The 15,036-nt window shown below is 51.6% G+C and carries 14 protein-coding genes; 11 read left to right on the forward strand and 3 right to left on the reverse strand.

Annotation, left to right across the window (positions count from 1 at the left end; translation table 11 throughout):
• The first annotated feature begins 5 nt into the window (after window positions 1-5).
• The 10 genes from HRM2_RS03450 to HRM2_RS03495 all read left to right on the forward strand — a co-directional run bounded on the left by HRM2_RS03450 (window position 6) and on the right by HRM2_RS03495 (window position 10,619).
• Entirely contained in the window at window positions 6-449 is a 444-nt protein-coding gene (locus tag HRM2_RS03450; RefSeq protein ID WP_012663073.1) for a universal stress protein, read from the forward strand.
• Window positions 450-585: 136 nt separating this feature from the next.
• Complete coding sequence (locus tag HRM2_RS03455; RefSeq protein ID WP_012663074.1) at window positions 586-2,418, forward strand: SLC13 family permease; 1,833 nt, start codon at window positions 586-588, stop codon at window positions 2,416-2,418.
• Window positions 2,419-2,446: 28 nt separating this feature from the next.
• Entirely contained in the window at window positions 2,447-3,259 is an 813-nt protein-coding gene (locus HRM2_RS03460) for a cytidylate kinase-like family protein (protein ID WP_012663075.1), read from the forward strand.
• 56 nt (window positions 3,260-3,315) lie between these two features.
• On the forward strand, window positions 3,316-4,107 hold the full coding sequence (locus tag HRM2_RS03465) for a cytidylate kinase family protein (RefSeq protein WP_012663076.1): 792 nt from the start codon (window positions 3,316-3,318) through the stop codon (window positions 4,105-4,107).
• Between the two features lie 33 nt (window positions 4,108-4,140).
• Window positions 4,141-4,566, forward strand: coding sequence for a response regulator (locus HRM2_RS03470; protein WP_012663077.1), 426 nt, complete (start codon window positions 4,141-4,143; stop codon window positions 4,564-4,566).
• Between the two features lie 139 nt (window positions 4,567-4,705).
• On the forward strand, window positions 4,706-5,710 hold the full coding sequence (locus HRM2_RS03475; protein WP_012663078.1) for a hypothetical protein: 1,005 nt from the start codon (window positions 4,706-4,708) through the stop codon (window positions 5,708-5,710).
• Between the two features lie 44 nt (window positions 5,711-5,754).
• Entirely contained in the window at window positions 5,755-5,946 is a 192-nt protein-coding gene (locus HRM2_RS27540) for a hypothetical protein (protein ID WP_041273023.1), read from the forward strand.
• A gap of 90 nt (window positions 5,947-6,036) precedes the next feature.
• The gene (locus HRM2_RS03485) at window positions 6,037-6,417 is read left to right on the forward strand and encodes a response regulator (protein ID WP_012663079.1); all 381 of its coding nucleotides are present in this window, start codon (window positions 6,037-6,039) and stop codon (window positions 6,415-6,417) included.
• 32 nt (window positions 6,418-6,449) lie between these two features.
• Window positions 6,450-8,999: a PEP/pyruvate-binding domain-containing protein gene (locus tag HRM2_RS03490; protein ID WP_012663080.1), complete on the forward strand. Its 2,550-nt coding sequence runs from the start codon at window positions 6,450-6,452 to the stop codon at window positions 8,997-8,999.
• Window positions 9,000-9,104: 105 nt separating this feature from the next.
• The gene (locus tag HRM2_RS03495) at window positions 9,105-10,619 is read left to right on the forward strand and encodes a sensor histidine kinase (RefSeq protein ID WP_012663081.1); all 1,515 of its coding nucleotides are present in this window, start codon (window positions 9,105-9,107) and stop codon (window positions 10,617-10,619) included.
• Between the two features lie 111 nt (window positions 10,620-10,730).
• Here HRM2_RS03495 and HRM2_RS03500 read toward each other — a convergent pair whose 3' ends face one another.
• Complete coding sequence (locus tag HRM2_RS03500) at window positions 10,731-11,042, reverse strand: Hsp20/alpha crystallin family protein (protein WP_012663082.1); 312 nt, start codon at window positions 11,040-11,042, stop codon at window positions 10,731-10,733.
• A gap of 290 nt (window positions 11,043-11,332) precedes the next feature.
• Between HRM2_RS03500 and HRM2_RS03505 the strand changes: the two genes are divergently transcribed.
• Window positions 11,333-12,271, forward strand: coding sequence for a bile acid:sodium symporter (locus HRM2_RS03505; RefSeq protein ID WP_012663083.1), 939 nt, complete (start codon window positions 11,333-11,335; stop codon window positions 12,269-12,271).
• Window positions 12,272-12,325: 54 nt separating this feature from the next.
• Here the strand turns inward: HRM2_RS03505 and HRM2_RS03510 are convergent, their stop codons facing one another.
• On the reverse strand, window positions 12,326-12,991 hold the full coding sequence (locus HRM2_RS03510) for a queuosine precursor transporter (RefSeq protein WP_012663084.1): 666 nt from the start codon (window positions 12,989-12,991) through the stop codon (window positions 12,326-12,328).
• Window positions 12,992-13,173: 182 nt separating this feature from the next.
• Complete coding sequence (locus tag HRM2_RS03515) at window positions 13,174-14,757, reverse strand: urocanate hydratase (RefSeq protein WP_269719614.1); 1,584 nt, start codon at window positions 14,755-14,757, stop codon at window positions 13,174-13,176.
• Between the last annotated feature and the right edge of the window lie 279 nt (window positions 14,758-15,036).

A 15,036-nucleotide genomic window follows, 5' to 3' on the forward strand; every position in this document is an offset into this window, starting at 1 on the left:
AAACCATGTTTCGTCAAATTCTACTTGTGTTTGAAAATGAAAAGATTCTTTCCGAGGCCCTGGTTTATGCCCGAAGGTTTGCCAAGCGTATCGATTCAACGGTTACGCTTTTGATCATCGTACCCATGTCCTTTGCAGGCCGCACAGCCATCACCCCCAAACGAAACACCATCCGAAATATTGAACTGCGGATGGGGAAACGCCTGTCAGAAAGCCTACAGCCCTTTATCCAGGAGGGCATTGAAGTCAATTCCGCCCTTCGAATTGGGAACCCGGCCCAGGAGATGCTGAAATTTCTGGCAGACCGCCCCCCGTTTCAGTCAATCATCTGGGGCAGCGGCCATGACCTGCCGGACAAGGGTCGGGGGAGCCGGCGTCACTGGATTTCCCAGGTGATGGGAAGCCTTGAATGTCCCCTTCTAACCGTGAGCAGAAAAGAGACAGAATGAACATAAACCGACACGGCCGGAATGAGGTACCTGTTCTGGCCACAACGAATGATACACACCTCTGTTTGCGATCTTTCAGAGGGTGCTTCATATCAAACTATAACAGTGGAACTATTAATCTTAAAGCGGAGTGCGTATGGAACCTTTAACCCTTGATATGATCCTTGTAATGGCCATGATCGGACTTGCCATCTTTCTTTTTATCGTTGAGTGGGTCCGGGTGGATGTGGTCGCCATCCTGATGATGGTCACCCTTCCCCTGCTTCATCTGGTGACGCCCAAGGAAGCCTTTGTGGGCCTGAGCAGCAATGCCGTGGTCTCGATTATCGCAGTTATCATCATTGGTGCGGGCCTGGACCGAACGGGGATGATCAACAAACTGGTGGCGCCCGTGCTTCGCCTTGCCGGCAACAGTGCCTCCAGGATCATCATTGCCATCTCGGTGACCGTGGCAATTATTTCAAGCTTTATGCAGAACATCGGTGCTGCCGCACTTTTTCTGCCGGCCATCCAGCGAATCAGCAAGATGCAGAAGATCCCCCTGGGGCGGCTGCTCATGCCCGTGGGTTTCAGCGCCATCCTTGGTGGTACTATTACCCTGGTGGGGTGCAGCCCCCTGATTCTGCTCAATGATCTTCTGGCCCCGTTTAATTTAAAACCCTTCGGCCTGTTTGATGTCACCCCCATCGGTCTTGTTCTTGTGGCAAGCGGCATCACCTGTTTTGTTCTCCTGGGTCGATTTATCCTGCCCCAGGGTGAAACCAAGGATGAGCCCCAGAATCTCTGTTTTGCCTCCCCTGAAATACCCGAAGACGGGCAAGAGGAGAAAGCCGTCACCGCAACTGAAATTTATGAATTGAAAACCCCGGATGATTTTATCGATTACCGGGATCCCATCATCGTGGAAGATCTGAGACGGCGGTATCTGCTCAATGTCGTGGCCATTACCGAACCACCTGATTACCACGTGATCTCTCCCCTTCCTGACATGGAGATCCGCTCGGGCATTGATCTTGTGGTCTGCGGTGAGAAAAAAAATGTGCTCAGGATGGCCACAGACCTGGGCCTTCACCTGAAAGAGGAGCTGGAAACCTATCGAACACGTCTTGGCTGTGATGCGGCTGGATCCGTGGAGGCGGTTGTTGCCCCCCGTTCCCCCTTTGCCGGAAGATCGTTGCGTGAGATTAACTTCCAGGATCGGTTCAGGGTGACGCCCTTGAGTGTCTACCGCCAGGAAGAGACCTATCGTGCCAAAATTGATGACATTGTCATCCAGATCGGTGATGTGGTCACCCTCCATGGGACCTGGAAGCGCCTTGGTGCATTGCAGAAGGAAGGCGGGCTTCTTTTCAGCCTTCCCACGGATTTAGAGGAGATGCGGCCTGAAAAGGCACTATGGGCAGGACTATGGCTCATCACGGCCCTGGTTATGATCATGGGGCTTAAAATTCAGCTGTCAGTGGCCCTGATGACCGGGGCCCTGGGCATGATTCTCTCCCGGGTTCTGACCATTGATGAAGCCTATCAGTCCGTTGACTGGCGGACCATTTTTCTCCTGGCTGGCCTGATTCCCCTTGGCATTGCCACGGAAAAAACCGGTGCTGCCGCATGGATTGCCCATACCATCCTGAGTGTCATCGGGGATGTCTCCCCCATTGTTCTTTTGACCGTTATCGGGTTGCTTTCCACCATGTTCACCCTGGTGATTTCAAACGTCGGTGCAACGGTTCTGCTGGTTCCCCTGGTTGTCAACATGGCCATTGCTGCCCACACGGATCCCCGAATGGCGGCCCTGGTGGTCGGCCTTGCCACGAGTAATTCATTCATGCTGCCCACCCACCAGGTCAATGCCCTTTACATGGGCCCGGGGCATTACCGAACCGTTGACTTCATCAAGGCAGGCGCCCTGGTCAGTGTGGTTTTTCTGGTTGTCATGATCGCCATGATCAGCCTGGTCTATGGCATTTAACCGCTAATTCCGGAAAGGAACCTTTATTATGTCTATCATTACGATCTCCCGTGGCTCTTATTCCATGGGGAAAACCGTTGCTGAAAAAGTGGCCCAGCGCCTCAACTTTGATATCATCAGCAGGGACGTACTCCTGGACGCCTCCAATCACTTTAACGTGCCTGAAATCAAACTCATCAACGCCATTCACGATGCTCCTAAAATCCTGGATCGCTACAGCCGCAGCAAAAATGCCTATATTGCCTACATTCGCTCTTCCCTGGTGGAACGGGCCCTTAACGATAATCTGGTATACCACGGGCTGGCCGGTCATTTGCTGCTCAAGGGTATCCCCCATGTCCTTAAGGTCAGGATCACGGAAAATCTTGAAGGTCGCATTGCCAATATGGTAAAAAGGGATAAAATTTCCCCCCAGGAGGCCCGTTCTCTGATCCTGGCAGATGACAGCCAGCGCCGCAAATGGACCCGTTCCCTCTATGGCGAAGATACCCGGGATACCGCACTTTATGATTTAAGCATCTGCATTGACAAACTTTCCATTGATAATGCCGTGGATTTCATCTGCCAGGCGGCAGGCACCAAAGGCTTACAAACCACTGAACAAGGACGGCAGGAAATAGCGGATCTGGCTGTGGCCTGTCGGGTCAAGGCCGCCCTTGTGGATGAGTTCCCAAACCTTGGTGTGGCCTGTGAATATGGTAATGTGTTGATTTATATGAAAGGCAGGGATTCAGCTTCCGGGAAGCTTGTCAAAAAGCTTAACAATATCCGTAATAATATCAAAGGGATAAACCATCTTGAAACCCATGCCGGCGTCGAATTCCCACTGGATGCCATCTAACGGTCTGATGTGGGAAATCCCATTGATAAAAGACTGGAATCTCAAAGGAGAAGATCATGTCCATCATTATTATTTCCGCGGATACAGGGGAAATAGAAGAAATTATTGCCCAGAAAGTCGCTGAAACCATGGGCTTTACAACCCTTGATCACCACATCCTGGCCGAAGTTGCATCGGCCCATGGTATTGATCCTGACCAGTTGGATGAAGCCCTGAAGACAACCCCTTCGCTGTTTAAAAAAATGACGGCCAAACAGTGGCGTTATGCCCTGTCCTGCCTGGAAGCAGAGGTCCTTGACCGGCTTTTAAAAGACAATATTGTCTGCCATGGCGTGGCGGCCCACCTTTATGTTACCGGCGTATCCCATGCCATGAAGGTCCGCATCCTTAAAGGAAAAAACCGGGTGATCAAGGAAATTGTTCAACACCGGGGGCTCTCCCTTGAAAAAACTGAACGCTGCTGCGCCGCTGAACTGGAACAACGCAAAAAATGGTCCATGGCTGCCTATGGGTTTGATGAAACAGACCTCTCCCAGTATGATCTGGTGATCAACCTTGACCAGATCGATCCGGAAGAAGCGGTCAGAACAATAGCCGGCGCAGCAGAATACCGGAAATTTCAAGTGATGACCTATTCCATGAAATGCCTGTCGGACCTGGCCCTTGCCGCCAGGGTCAATACGGTCCTTTTAGACTCAATGACCGATATTAACGTCCAGTCCCACGACGGCTCCGTTGTGGTGACGGCAAAGGCATCCAACCGGCAGAAAAGAGAGCGGATTGCATTGATCAAAGAGATGGCCGGCAAGGTTGACGGCGTCCGGTATGTGGAAGTTCATGTGAAATAAAATATTTAAACCATATTCAGGAGAACGATTAAAATGGCAAAACCATTGGAAGTCCTGCTGCTGGACGATGAGCCCATTGTTGGCAGGCGTCTTAGACCTGCCCTTGATAAGATTGGCTGTTGTGTGGAGGTGTTTGAAGACCCGGAAAAAGCAGTGGCAAGAATTGATGAAAAAGAGTTTGACATCGTGGTGACCGATATCCGCATGGAGGGGCTGGATGGGCTCCAGGTGATGGCCCATGTGCAGAAAACGTGGCCCCGCACCAAGGTGATCATGATCACGGGCTATGCAAAAATCGACCTTGCCCGTGAAGCCATGGGAAAAGGGGTGTTTGATTTTATCGCCAAGCCTTTCAGGCCGGACGATTTGAGAAAAATCATCTATAAGGCTGCCGAGGCCCTTGGCATTCCCATGGAATCGTCTTCATCGGGCAGCGGGCCCGGGCCGGTTGAGCACTGAATCCACCGGTCCCAAATACACCGAATTTTCACAACGTGGCAGGGCTGGATGAACTGGCCTCCAAAATGTAAAGTTGTTTTTGAGTGGGCCAGAAGTCTTTGTTTCCCGGCCCTGCCGGAATACCAGAGGAGGAAGTGTGATGAGCATCTTGGAACGACTGAAAAAAATGGGACAGAAGGAACCGGAGATCAGGCAGTTTTGCCTTCAGACCATTCGGTTCAAACAATTTCTGCAAAATGCAAGGGCATTGTTTGCCTTTTTTGACGACGGCCGGGAAAAATCCCTTGGTGAATATATCTTTGACCGTCACTATGTGACCACCCTCATTGACGCCGTGGTGGAACGCCTGGGGATGATGGTCTACGATGCCAGCGTGCTTGCACCGGCGAGTGGGAAGGAGCTTTATGCATCCTATGACGCACATAAGCTCAGGGCAAGACGCCTTTTGACCTTGGACCCTTCGGGCAAAAATACCAAAGCCCCTGAAACGACAGGGTCAACGGATCCGGAATATCAACTGCTGTTTGACGCCCTTAACTGGTTCAATGGAAAAGAGACGACCCAGGATCCGACGGTAATGGCTTTTATGGAGCAGATTTTTTTCAAGGTGATCCAATCCATGGACAGCGGCCTTGGAGAAATTCAGGGGGTTGAATCCATGGCAGCCATGGAACGACTGACCGGATTAAAAGCCAGGCCCGGCAGGCCAGGGGACCTGGGGATCTACCTGGTTGATTTATGGAAAGACGGGGCTGTTGAGCCCAAACAAGAGCGTCCCACCCGCCATGGGATCAGTCTGCCCCTGGCTTACCTGCTCAAGGATGCAAAGGCAAAGCAGACCGGAGAAACAACGGACAAGACCCACAATCCACCGGAGTGGATTGCAGGGGTGAGCGAGCACCAGTTGAGCCTGAACCGGGTAAAACCCGATTTTAAATTTCGTCTGGAAAGCTTTGCCTGCGGAGAGGCGCAATCGGATTTTATTTTCATCTTCGCAGACAAATCCATGGGGCTTGACAATCTTCTTTCGCCGGGGTTCCATGTTGAACGAACAGATTATGGTCAGTTTGCATGGCGTCTGGACATTTCAACCCAAGCCCTTGAAGAGGAGCTTATGATGATTGGCCACACCCTTTTCAAATAACCGGCACGGCCGGAGCGAGGGATGGTATCCGGCCACAACGAAACATGAAACTCGACAGTATTAGGCTGGTGGGAACGGGTGTTGCCCTGAACGGATTAAATGGCAACGGTGGACACGAGGTCCAAGGAGTTGCCATTTCCCTCGGAGCAGGCCATGGACGGCCTGGGAGAATGAGTGAAGGGCAACACCCGTTTCCGCCGACCGATCGAAGCAAGTTTCTTATAAAACCGGCATAGCCGGAGCAACGAAACGACCTGTCCTCTGGGGTGGGTTGCTTTAACGTTGAGATGAATTATCAACCTTTTATTTCTAACGGGGAAATACAAATGCCAAACAAACCGCTGAAGATCATGCTTATTGATGATGAAGATATCGTTGGTAAACGGCTCAAACCTGCCCTGGAAAAAACAGGGGACCTGGTTGAAACCTTTCAAGATGGTGAACAGGCGCTGGCCCGGTTTAATGAAATGCCCTTTGATATTGTTGTGACCGACATCCGCATGGAAAAAATGGATGGAATTGAAATCCTGGAAAAGGTCCTTGCCCGATCAAGCACCACAAAGGTCATCATCATCACGGGGTATGCCACCGTTGAGATTGCAAGGGAAGCCCTGTCAAAAGGCGCCTTTGATTTTATTGCCAAACCGTTCAAACCCGTGGATCTCCGGGAAATCATCAAACGTGCATCCAAAGAACTGGGATGCTGATGTTACAACTTAATTGATGAAGGAGGATCGATATGTCTGTTCAGTCCAAAAAAAATGAGGTTTATGCGATGGATTATGATTTCAGATTTAAATATGAGACACTCAGGTCCCTGCTTGATAAAAACGGCAATGCCCTTCAGATCCTGAGTGATCTTGAAGCCGACTTAAACCACATGCGCCACTATGACCCAAGGATCAAACTGCCTATCCAGATGTTGATCACCAAGGCCCTGCTCATGGCCCAGGAGCTCAACCTCATGACTGGAAACAGCTATTCAGAGTTGTATGAGGTCCTTTTTCGACTGCGTTACCAGGCCGATGGGCTGTTTCTCGACAAGACCCTGGATGCGGATGCAGAACGGTCAACGGCCCATAAACCCTTTGTGGTGTCCCTTGATCCCATGGCAACCACGGCTTCTGCGTCCGAGTTGCCACCGGACCCTGCAGTCATCGGTGGCAAGGCGTTCGGGATCTGGCAGCTTGGCCGTGAATTTGAGGATCTGACTCCCCCGGGATTTGTGGTCACAACCGCGGCATACAACCGAATCATCCAGGATAACCATCTCCATGACCGCATCCGACTGCTCCTGACCGACCTGGATGTAATCGAGGACCAGGACCTTTTTCAATCCCGGACAGAAACCATCCGGCGGCTGATACGGGAATCAACCGTGTGTAAAGAGATCGAAACCGCCATGGTCGAGCAGATGGAACTTTTTGAGCAGCGGTTTTCCACCCGGCTGTGGGCCGTCAGGTCTTCGGCTGTGTGTGAAGACTCTGTTCATTCCTTTGCCGGTCAGTTTGACAGTGAGCTGCAGATTAAAAAAGAAAACTGCATCAATGCCTATCTTAATGTCCTGGCTGGCAGATTTACCGACCGGGCCGTTCGATATCGGACCCACCATCATTTCCGGGAAGTTGATACGCCCATGGCTGTTTTGTTCATGCCCATGGTGGATGCCGCATCAGCCGGTGTGGTGCACACCTGTGACACCCGGAATCCAGACGCTAACACCCTGGTGGTCAGCACCGTTCAAGGGCTTGCCAACCGTATGGTAACCGGTGAGGAGCAGGCAGATACCTTCATGGTCGCAAAGGGGAAAGAGCCGTTGATCACCCAGGTCATGGGGGCAAAAGAAGTCAAGCCCGCAGCGGATGGTGAAAACCCCGGTACTGCAGGGTATATCCCCCAGGAAAAAGTTCTTGAAATTGCCCGGATTGCCATGGATGTGGTCGATCGATTCGGCCATGAACTTGATATTGAATGGGCCATTGATAAAACCGGTAAAATCCGTTTTTTACAGGCCCGGCCCCTTAACATCACCGGGGATGGAACCCCGGCATCGGTAAGGCCGACCATTAAAAAAGAGAGCCTGCCCATCCTTGCCAGGGGTATAACCATATTTCCCGGACGGGCTGAAGGTCCCCTGGTCTTCTGGACACCCGGGGATAAACTGTCACAGATTCCTGAAGGGGCCGTTGTCCTGGTTGCCCATCCCCGGCCCGAGCTTGGGGCCGTGCTTCCCAAAATAGCGGCGTTGCTGGTCATGGAGGGAAGCCCCGTGGGCCATCTGGCAACCCTTGTCCGGGAATTTTCCGTGCCATCCATATTCCGGATGGGAGAAACTGCACACAACCTTTTAAAGAAAAATACCCTCAGCGTCAATGCCACCGAAAGAACCGTGTACGATGGGGTGAGATGGCCCGGTATCCGGGAACGGGTCCTGGCAAGAATTGCCAGGAAAAACCGTCAGCAGAAAAAATCCGGTCCCCTGTACGATTTGATCCTTGCCCTCAACCTGCTGGACCCGGATGCCTCCTCATTCAAAGCCGGTGCATGCCGATCCGTCCATGATACCCTTCGCTTCATGCATGAAATGGCCGTGCGCACCATGTTTGGGTTCGGCGACAGGCAGGACCGGGGCTGGAGCAAAAAGAGCAAAAAACTGGTCACGGATTTACCCATCAAATTTCAACTCATCGACCTTGACAACACCATTCCGGAACATTTGAAAAAAGTGACTCCGGAAAATGTGGCATCCGTGCCGTTCAAAGCCCTGTGGCAGGGGATCATGGACAAACGGCTTGCATGGCCCGAGCGGTGGGAAAAACAGATGCGGGGAATGCCGTCGGATTTCAAGGAGACCGTTCTTGGCGGAAACCGGGGCCCCCGTCGTACCTCAGAGAAAAATTACGCCATCCTTGCCGGTGACTACATGAACCTCAATGCCCGGTTTGACTATCACTATGCCATGGTGGATGCCATGGTGGGGCCGGGCACGGAACACAACCATGTTCACTTCAGGTTCAGGGGTGGCGGGGCAAGTGATGAGAACAGAGCCCGACGGGCCAGGTTCCTGGAACGGGTGCTTCGCCAGGAGGGTTTTGGCGTGGACCGCAGCACGGATCTTGTCACTGCCTGGTTCAGGCGTTATCCCCGGAAGGATTCTGAAAGGGCCCTTGAACGCCTGGGGTTGCTCATGGTCTGCGCCCGCCAGCTGGATGCAGTCCTTAAAAGAGATAGTGACATCAAGCGGTATGCAGACTATTTTGCCAACGGGGAGTTTAAGATGTTTCTCTAGGATCCAGTCATTCCAATAATGGCACTCAGCCTTTTTTCAAAAAGAGATCAGGCCGGTCAAATCGGAAAAACAGATCCAAAAACAACAGGAGGAAAATCATCCTTAATGGACACACATATAACAGAGATTAACAACTCGGACGTCAATTACAGCAGCGACCCGGAAAATATTCCCCTCCACCAGCGCCCCTCCATAAGCATCCGGGCCAAGGTTGCGGTTTCTTTTTCGCTGTTTTTCCTTTTGTCGTTTACCGTGACCGGGTGGTCCTACTGGATACTGACAAAGGTGGAGACTAAAATTGAGTTCCTCGAAATAGCCGACAACTATCTTGTTGAGATTCAGCAGGCCCGGCGATTTGAAAAGAATTATCTGCTCTACAAAACCGATCTCAAGGAGGCCCTGGAGCCGCTTCAAAAAGCCGATGATATCTTGACCCAGAACAGCGGAAAAATTGAAAAAATCCTTGGTAAAGTTCACTTTAAAACCATGGTCTCGTTCATGGCAAAATACCACGACCAGCTGATCCTGCTGAGTTCGGCAAAGGATGACAAGGAACGGGAGGCCATTGTCCCCATGCTTCGAAATTTTGGCAGCCAGATGGTTTCCTTTGCCGAGGAGTTTGTTGAAAAAGAGCAGCATTCGGCCAAGCGGATGTTTTTGCTGGCCAAGCGTGTTCCCATTTATTTCATGTCTGCCCTGTTTATTTTAATGGTTTTTGTCCTGACTTTTTTAACCCGGCAGCTGCTGCTGACCCTGAACCGATTCATGGCATACACCCGGCGCATTGGAGAGGGGGATTTTACACCGATCATGCCGGCCAGAAAATACAAGGATGAGTTTACCAAGCTGGCCGAAGCGTTCAACCACATGACCAAGGAACTGGACCACAAGCACAATGTCCTGCTCGAGTCCCACAAGCTCAGGGCCATCGGCACCCTTGTGGCGGGGGTGGCCCATGAACTCAACAATCCTTTGAACAACACCCTGCTCACGGCATCCATGCTCATTGAGGATTTTGAGACCCTTCCGGATGAAGAGAAGATGGAGATGGTCCATGATGTGATCAATGAAACGGAACGGGCCCAGAAGGTGGTGAAAAATCTGCTGGATTTTGCCAGGGAAGGCGAGACCGAGATCATGGCCCTTGATCTTTGCAAGATCGTCAGGGACTCGACCAACCTTGTTGTCAATCAGGTGAAGTTTGCCAAGGTGGATCTGCAACTTGCCTGTGACGAGCATCTTCCCCTGATCCACGGGGATGACCAGAAGCTTAAACAGGTGTTTGTCAACCTGATTCTCAACGCCGTGGATGCCTTGTCCCCGGGTGGTAAAATCAAGATTCACGTTAAAAAAGATGACGCGTCCCGGTTTGTGCTTGTGACTGTCGAGGACAACGGCCCCGGCATTCCCGAGCATATCCAGGGCAGGATATTTGAGCCTTTTTTCACCACCAAGACCCAGAACAAGGGCACGGGACTGGGGTTGTCCGTTTCCAGGGGAATCGTTAAAAAACTGGGCGGCTATATCCGTTTGGCCAGCAGTAAAGACAGGGGAACCACATTTACCGTTGCCCTGCCCACCACAGAGTCTGCCCAGCCCTTGACCAAACCCATGCCCTGAAACGATTCAAGTCAAAACCACCCTGTATAAGCGCTGGTTTTGACTTGTTTTTTTAAAAGTTGCGGCCGGCTTTCGGCAAAATCTTACACCGGCCTGCCGCAAGCTGGGTGATTAATGAATTGACACTTTGTGAGAATCCTTCCATGGATCCTTCAAAGGAATCTTCAGAAGAAGGAGACCGTTTTCATAATTGGCCTCCGTGCTTTTTATTTCCACCGGGCAGCAGAAAGAGCCCGTGGAAACATATTCAACATCCCCCCTTTCAGCCCTGAGCCTGAAACTGTCATTGTTGAGTTTCAGATCGATATCTTTTTTCTTCACACCGGGCATGGTAAATTCAAGGTGAAGGGTGGAATTTTCATCGTCCATACACGAGCATAGTTCTGCAGCCACGCGTTTTTTTTCATGTTTTGACTTTTCCATTATATAAATCTCCTCAAATTAAGGATAGATTATTTGATAATACGTTTGTTGGTATCTGTCATCAAAGGCCGTTGCTGGCCTTGTCGTGACAATTTATATAGTAAGGCAGATTCTAAAAAAAACAAGTTGTGCTGGTTCATCTGTAACCCCCTGGAGGTGTCCAGGGAGGGGCATGCATTCACCAGGCAGCCTTGGGGCACAGGTTTGGGTTGCAACTTATGGTGTGTTGTCGTAAACAACGACAATAAATAAAGCCATAACTATGAAAACAAGGAAAGCCTGACTCCATTATGATAAAAAAACAGTGGTTCCTGATCAGTCTTGTGGCTGTGTTTGTTGCGGTCGTTTTTGACAAATCCAACCTTTTGTCGGAAATGGGAATGGTGTTAAAGGACAACCATGGCCCGGATGTGATGATTTTTCTGATTTTTATCTTTTCAGGTCTGTTGATCGAAAGCCATCAGGTCAGGGCCGGAATCAGGGATGTCCGTTCGACCCTTCTGGCACTTGCGGTCATTGTTGTCATCGCACCCCTGGCTGCCCTGGCCCTTTCATATCTGCCCGTTGATACCGGTGTGGTCATCGGGCTTTTTATCGTGGCGGTCATGCCAACCACCCTTTCTTCGGGTATTGTGATGACCGGAGCCGCCGGCGGAAACATGGCCCATGCCCTTTTTGTGACCATCCTTTCGAATTTTGTCGCCATTTTTACCATTCCTTTTACCCTTTCGTTGCTTTTGCCTGTGCTGAACCAGGAAAAGTCCCTCAACATTGACCAGGGGGCCATTATTTTCAAGCTGCTGGTGCTTGTTCTCGTTCCCCTGATTGTTGGAATGATTTTAAAGGCCTGGGTATTCAAGGCAAGGAATATGGGCGGATTTCAAAAGGTCAACCAGTTCATGATCCTTGGAATTGTGTTTATCTCCCTTGGCGGGGCCAAGGATGTGCTTCTGGGCCAGGGGGCCGCCTTCTGGTCCATTGCCGTGCTGGTGGCCGTGTTCCACGCCTTGCTTCTGGGTGCCTCATTCCTGCTGGTCAAATGGTTTAAATTAGAAAAGGGACGTTATGAAAGTGTTGTCTTCATGGGCTCCCAAAAGACCCTGGCCCTGTCGGTCATGATCCAGGTGACCTATTTCAGTGAATTCGGAATCGCCCTTTTAGTGTGCGTCATCCACCACATTATTCACCTCATGATTGACGGGTATCTAAGTGCAAGGCTCGGCCGTTAACGGGCTCAGATGTAAATAATTCCACAAATACGGTGCAGAATTTCAGCTGGGGTCCTAGGCCTCTCTGATCTTTTTTCCCAAATGCCATCCCCTGGCAAGGTAGAGAAACGGCGTGTCTGCCACACCCACCACCCATTTTAAAAGATAGGTTGTCCAGAAGATTTCAATCAGGGCCTGGGTGGGAAACACGCCCCAGAAGGCCAGAAGGGTGAAGAGGCTGGAATCAATGAACTGGCTGGCCATGGTGCTGGCGTTGTTTCTCAGCCACAGGTGCCCTGGGGAAGGAAATCGATTTTTCCAGAATTCAAAGGCCCACACGTCGTGGGACTGGGAGATGAAATAGGCAACCAGGCTTGCTCCGGCAATCCTGGGCATGAACGAAAAGATGTTTTTCAGGCTTGCCTGGGAAAAATCGTCAGGTGCCGGGGCAAACAGCAGGGCCATGTTCATGAGAACCGTCATGGCCACCAGGGAGAAAAGGCCCAGGTACACGGCCTTTTTTGCCTCTTGTTTGCCGTAGAGTTCAGACAGGATGTCGGTCACCAGAAACGAGGAGGCATAGACGATGTTGCCAAGGGTTGCTGAAATGCCGACGATCTCCACCAGTTTGACCACCTGGATGTTGGCGACAATGGCGGCAATGGGTATCCAGGCGTAGAGGCCTGTCTTGCCAAATAAACGGTAGATGAGAATGATAAAGCTGAAGTTGACGGCAAGCATGGCAAGCCAGAGGAGTTCGTTGATGGTGGGCCTCCAGTTTTGTTAAGGACCGCAAAATTCTCGGTCCTGGGGCGGGAGCTGTGACCGCCGGTTTAAGGGACAGGGTTGAGACTGTCCCCTTTAAATTATGGGAAGTCCCCTTCCCAATGAGCCAACGACGATATCATTTAAAGCCGTCAATATCAATCAGAAAATAAGCCTTTCATTGACTCGGCCACCAGGGAATCTTCCACTTGAAAGGGCAGGGTGATCTGATCTTTGTTCGTGTTTTCCAGGTTGTATCGAGCCGCCACTGCCATGGCATTGGGGTTGCGGCTCCAGTTTCGACGGGCAACCCCGCCCATGACATCCCAGGTCATGGCAGATTCTATGATTTCGTCCACACGCTTTGATCCGTCGAGCACCAGTCCAAATCCGCCGTTGATGGCCTTGGCGATGCCCGTACCCCCGCCGTTGTGAAGCGCCACAAGGGACATGCCCCGAGCCGCATTCCCGGCAAAGCAGTGGGTGGCCATGTCTGCACACACATTGCTGCCGTCCTTGATGTTGGCGGTTTCACGGAAGGGTGAGTCCGTACCGCCCGGGTCATGGTGGTCCCGTCCCAGGAGCACGGGGCCGATCTCTTGCTTCCTCACCATTTCATTGAACTTCAGGGCAATGGTGACACGGCCCTGGGCATCTGAATAGAGAATCCTGGCCTGGCTGCCCACAACCAGACAGTTTTTCTTTGCATCCCGGATCCAGATGTGGTTGTCCCTGTCCTGGGGACAGCGGGCAGGATCGATGCATTCCATGGCTGCCTGGTCGGTTCGATCAAGGTCTGTGGGGTCACAGCTCAGGCAGACCCAGCGAAAGGGGCCGTACCCGTAATCAAAGATCGGTCCCATGATATCTTCAAAATACGAGGGATAGACAAAGCCGTCCTTGGCATCCATGCCGTTTTTCGACACTTCGGTCACGCCTGCATCAAATACGGACTTGAGAAAGGCGTTGCCATAGTCAAAGAAAAAAGTGCCCTGGTCAACCAGTCGGCCGATGGCCTTGATATGGCGTTTGAGACTCTTGTCCACAAGGCTGATGAATCGCTTTCGGTCCGTTGCCAGCAGACGGGTTCGCTCCTCAAAATCAATTCCCTGGGGGCAGTACCCCCCGTCATGGACCACATGGCAGGAGGTCTGATCTGTGAGAAGGTCCACCCGGATTCTTTTGGCGGCCATGTATTCCAGCAGATCCACTACATTGCCGTGGAAGGCGATGGAGGTGTTCTTCTTTTCTTTTATGGCCGCCTGGGCCATGGCAACGGCCTGCTCCAGGCTGTCGGTCACAAGGTCCACCCATCCCTGGCGGTGACGGGTCTCAATCCTTGAGTAATCCACCTCTGCCGTGATTGAGGCGGCCCCGGTTATTTTGGCGGCCTTGGGCTGGGCACCGCTCATTCCGCCAAGACCGGACGATACAAACAGCAGGCCTGCAAGGTTTCCATGGTCTGCAACCCTGCACATTTTTCGACCCGCATTGAGAAGGGTGTTATAGGTGCCGTGGACAATGCCCTGGGGACCGATGTACATCCAGCCGCCCGCCGTCATCTGACCGTAGGAAGTGACCCCCATCTGGGCGGCAATTTCCCAGTCAAGAAGATTGTCGTAGAGACCGACCATGAGCCCGTTGGTGATGATCACCCGGGGATTGTCCGGGCTTGACTTGAACAGCCCCAGTGGGTGGCCCGACTGGACCACAAGGGTCTGGTTCTCGTGCATCTCTTCCAGGTAGCGTTTTGATCATCTCCACGAACCGTAAACAGAACCAGGCAATGCAAGAACTCCGAAATCGGAAAAGTCCACAAAATGGAACTGCAATAACGAACTTTGCATGTGGGCGCAGGAATAACCTCTATTGCCCCTCCTGACAAGCACCTCCTGTTGCGTTAAGAGCTTTCCATTCAAGCCAAAGTACCGGAGAAGGACCGGAAAGAGATGGGCGTATTCCCCACCTTATTCGGAAATTTCGAAAGATTCCACAGGTGGACAGATCCCCAGTTTACCCTT

Source organism: Desulforapulum autotrophicum HRM2 (assembly GCF_000020365.1).
GTDB classification, from domain to species: Bacteria; Desulfobacterota; Desulfobacteria; order Desulfobacterales; family Desulfobacteraceae; genus Desulforapulum; species Desulforapulum autotrophicum.

What these genes read in the sequence shown, in the direction of transcription:
- HRM2_RS03450 (WP_012663073.1), top strand. Translation starts at nt 6, where the DNA reads ATGTTTCGTCAAATTCTACTTGTGTTTGAAAATGAAAAGATTCTTTCC.
- HRM2_RS03455 (WP_012663074.1), top strand. Translation starts at nt 586, where the DNA reads ATGGAACCTTTAACCCTTGATATGATCCTTGTAATGGCCATGATCGGA.
- HRM2_RS03460 (WP_012663075.1), top strand. Translation starts at nt 2,447, where the DNA reads ATGTCTATCATTACGATCTCCCGTGGCTCTTATTCCATGGGGAAAACC.
- HRM2_RS03465 (WP_012663076.1), top strand. Translation starts at nt 3,316, where the DNA reads ATGTCCATCATTATTATTTCCGCGGATACAGGGGAAATAGAAGAAATT.
- HRM2_RS03470 (WP_012663077.1), top strand. Translation starts at nt 4,141, where the DNA reads ATGGCAAAACCATTGGAAGTCCTGCTGCTGGACGATGAGCCCATTGTT.
- HRM2_RS03475 (WP_012663078.1), top strand. Translation starts at nt 4,706, where the DNA reads ATGAGCATCTTGGAACGACTGAAAAAAATGGGACAGAAGGAACCGGAG.
- HRM2_RS27540 (WP_041273023.1), top strand. Translation starts at nt 5,755, where the DNA reads ATGAAACTCGACAGTATTAGGCTGGTGGGAACGGGTGTTGCCCTGAAC.
- HRM2_RS03485 (WP_012663079.1), top strand. Translation starts at nt 6,037, where the DNA reads ATGCCAAACAAACCGCTGAAGATCATGCTTATTGATGATGAAGATATC.
- HRM2_RS03490 (WP_012663080.1), top strand. Translation starts at nt 6,450, where the DNA reads ATGTCTGTTCAGTCCAAAAAAAATGAGGTTTATGCGATGGATTATGAT.
- HRM2_RS03495 (WP_012663081.1), top strand. Translation starts at nt 9,105, where the DNA reads ATGGACACACATATAACAGAGATTAACAACTCGGACGTCAATTACAGC.
- HRM2_RS03500 (WP_012663082.1), bottom strand. Translation starts at nt 11,042, where the DNA reads ATGGAAAAGTCAAAACATGAAAAAAAACGCGTGGCTGCAGAACTATGC.
- HRM2_RS03505 (WP_012663083.1), top strand. Translation starts at nt 11,333, where the DNA reads ATGATAAAAAAACAGTGGTTCCTGATCAGTCTTGTGGCTGTGTTTGTT.
- HRM2_RS03510 (WP_012663084.1), bottom strand. Translation starts at nt 12,991, where the DNA reads ATGCTTGCCGTCAACTTCAGCTTTATCATTCTCATCTACCGTTTATTT.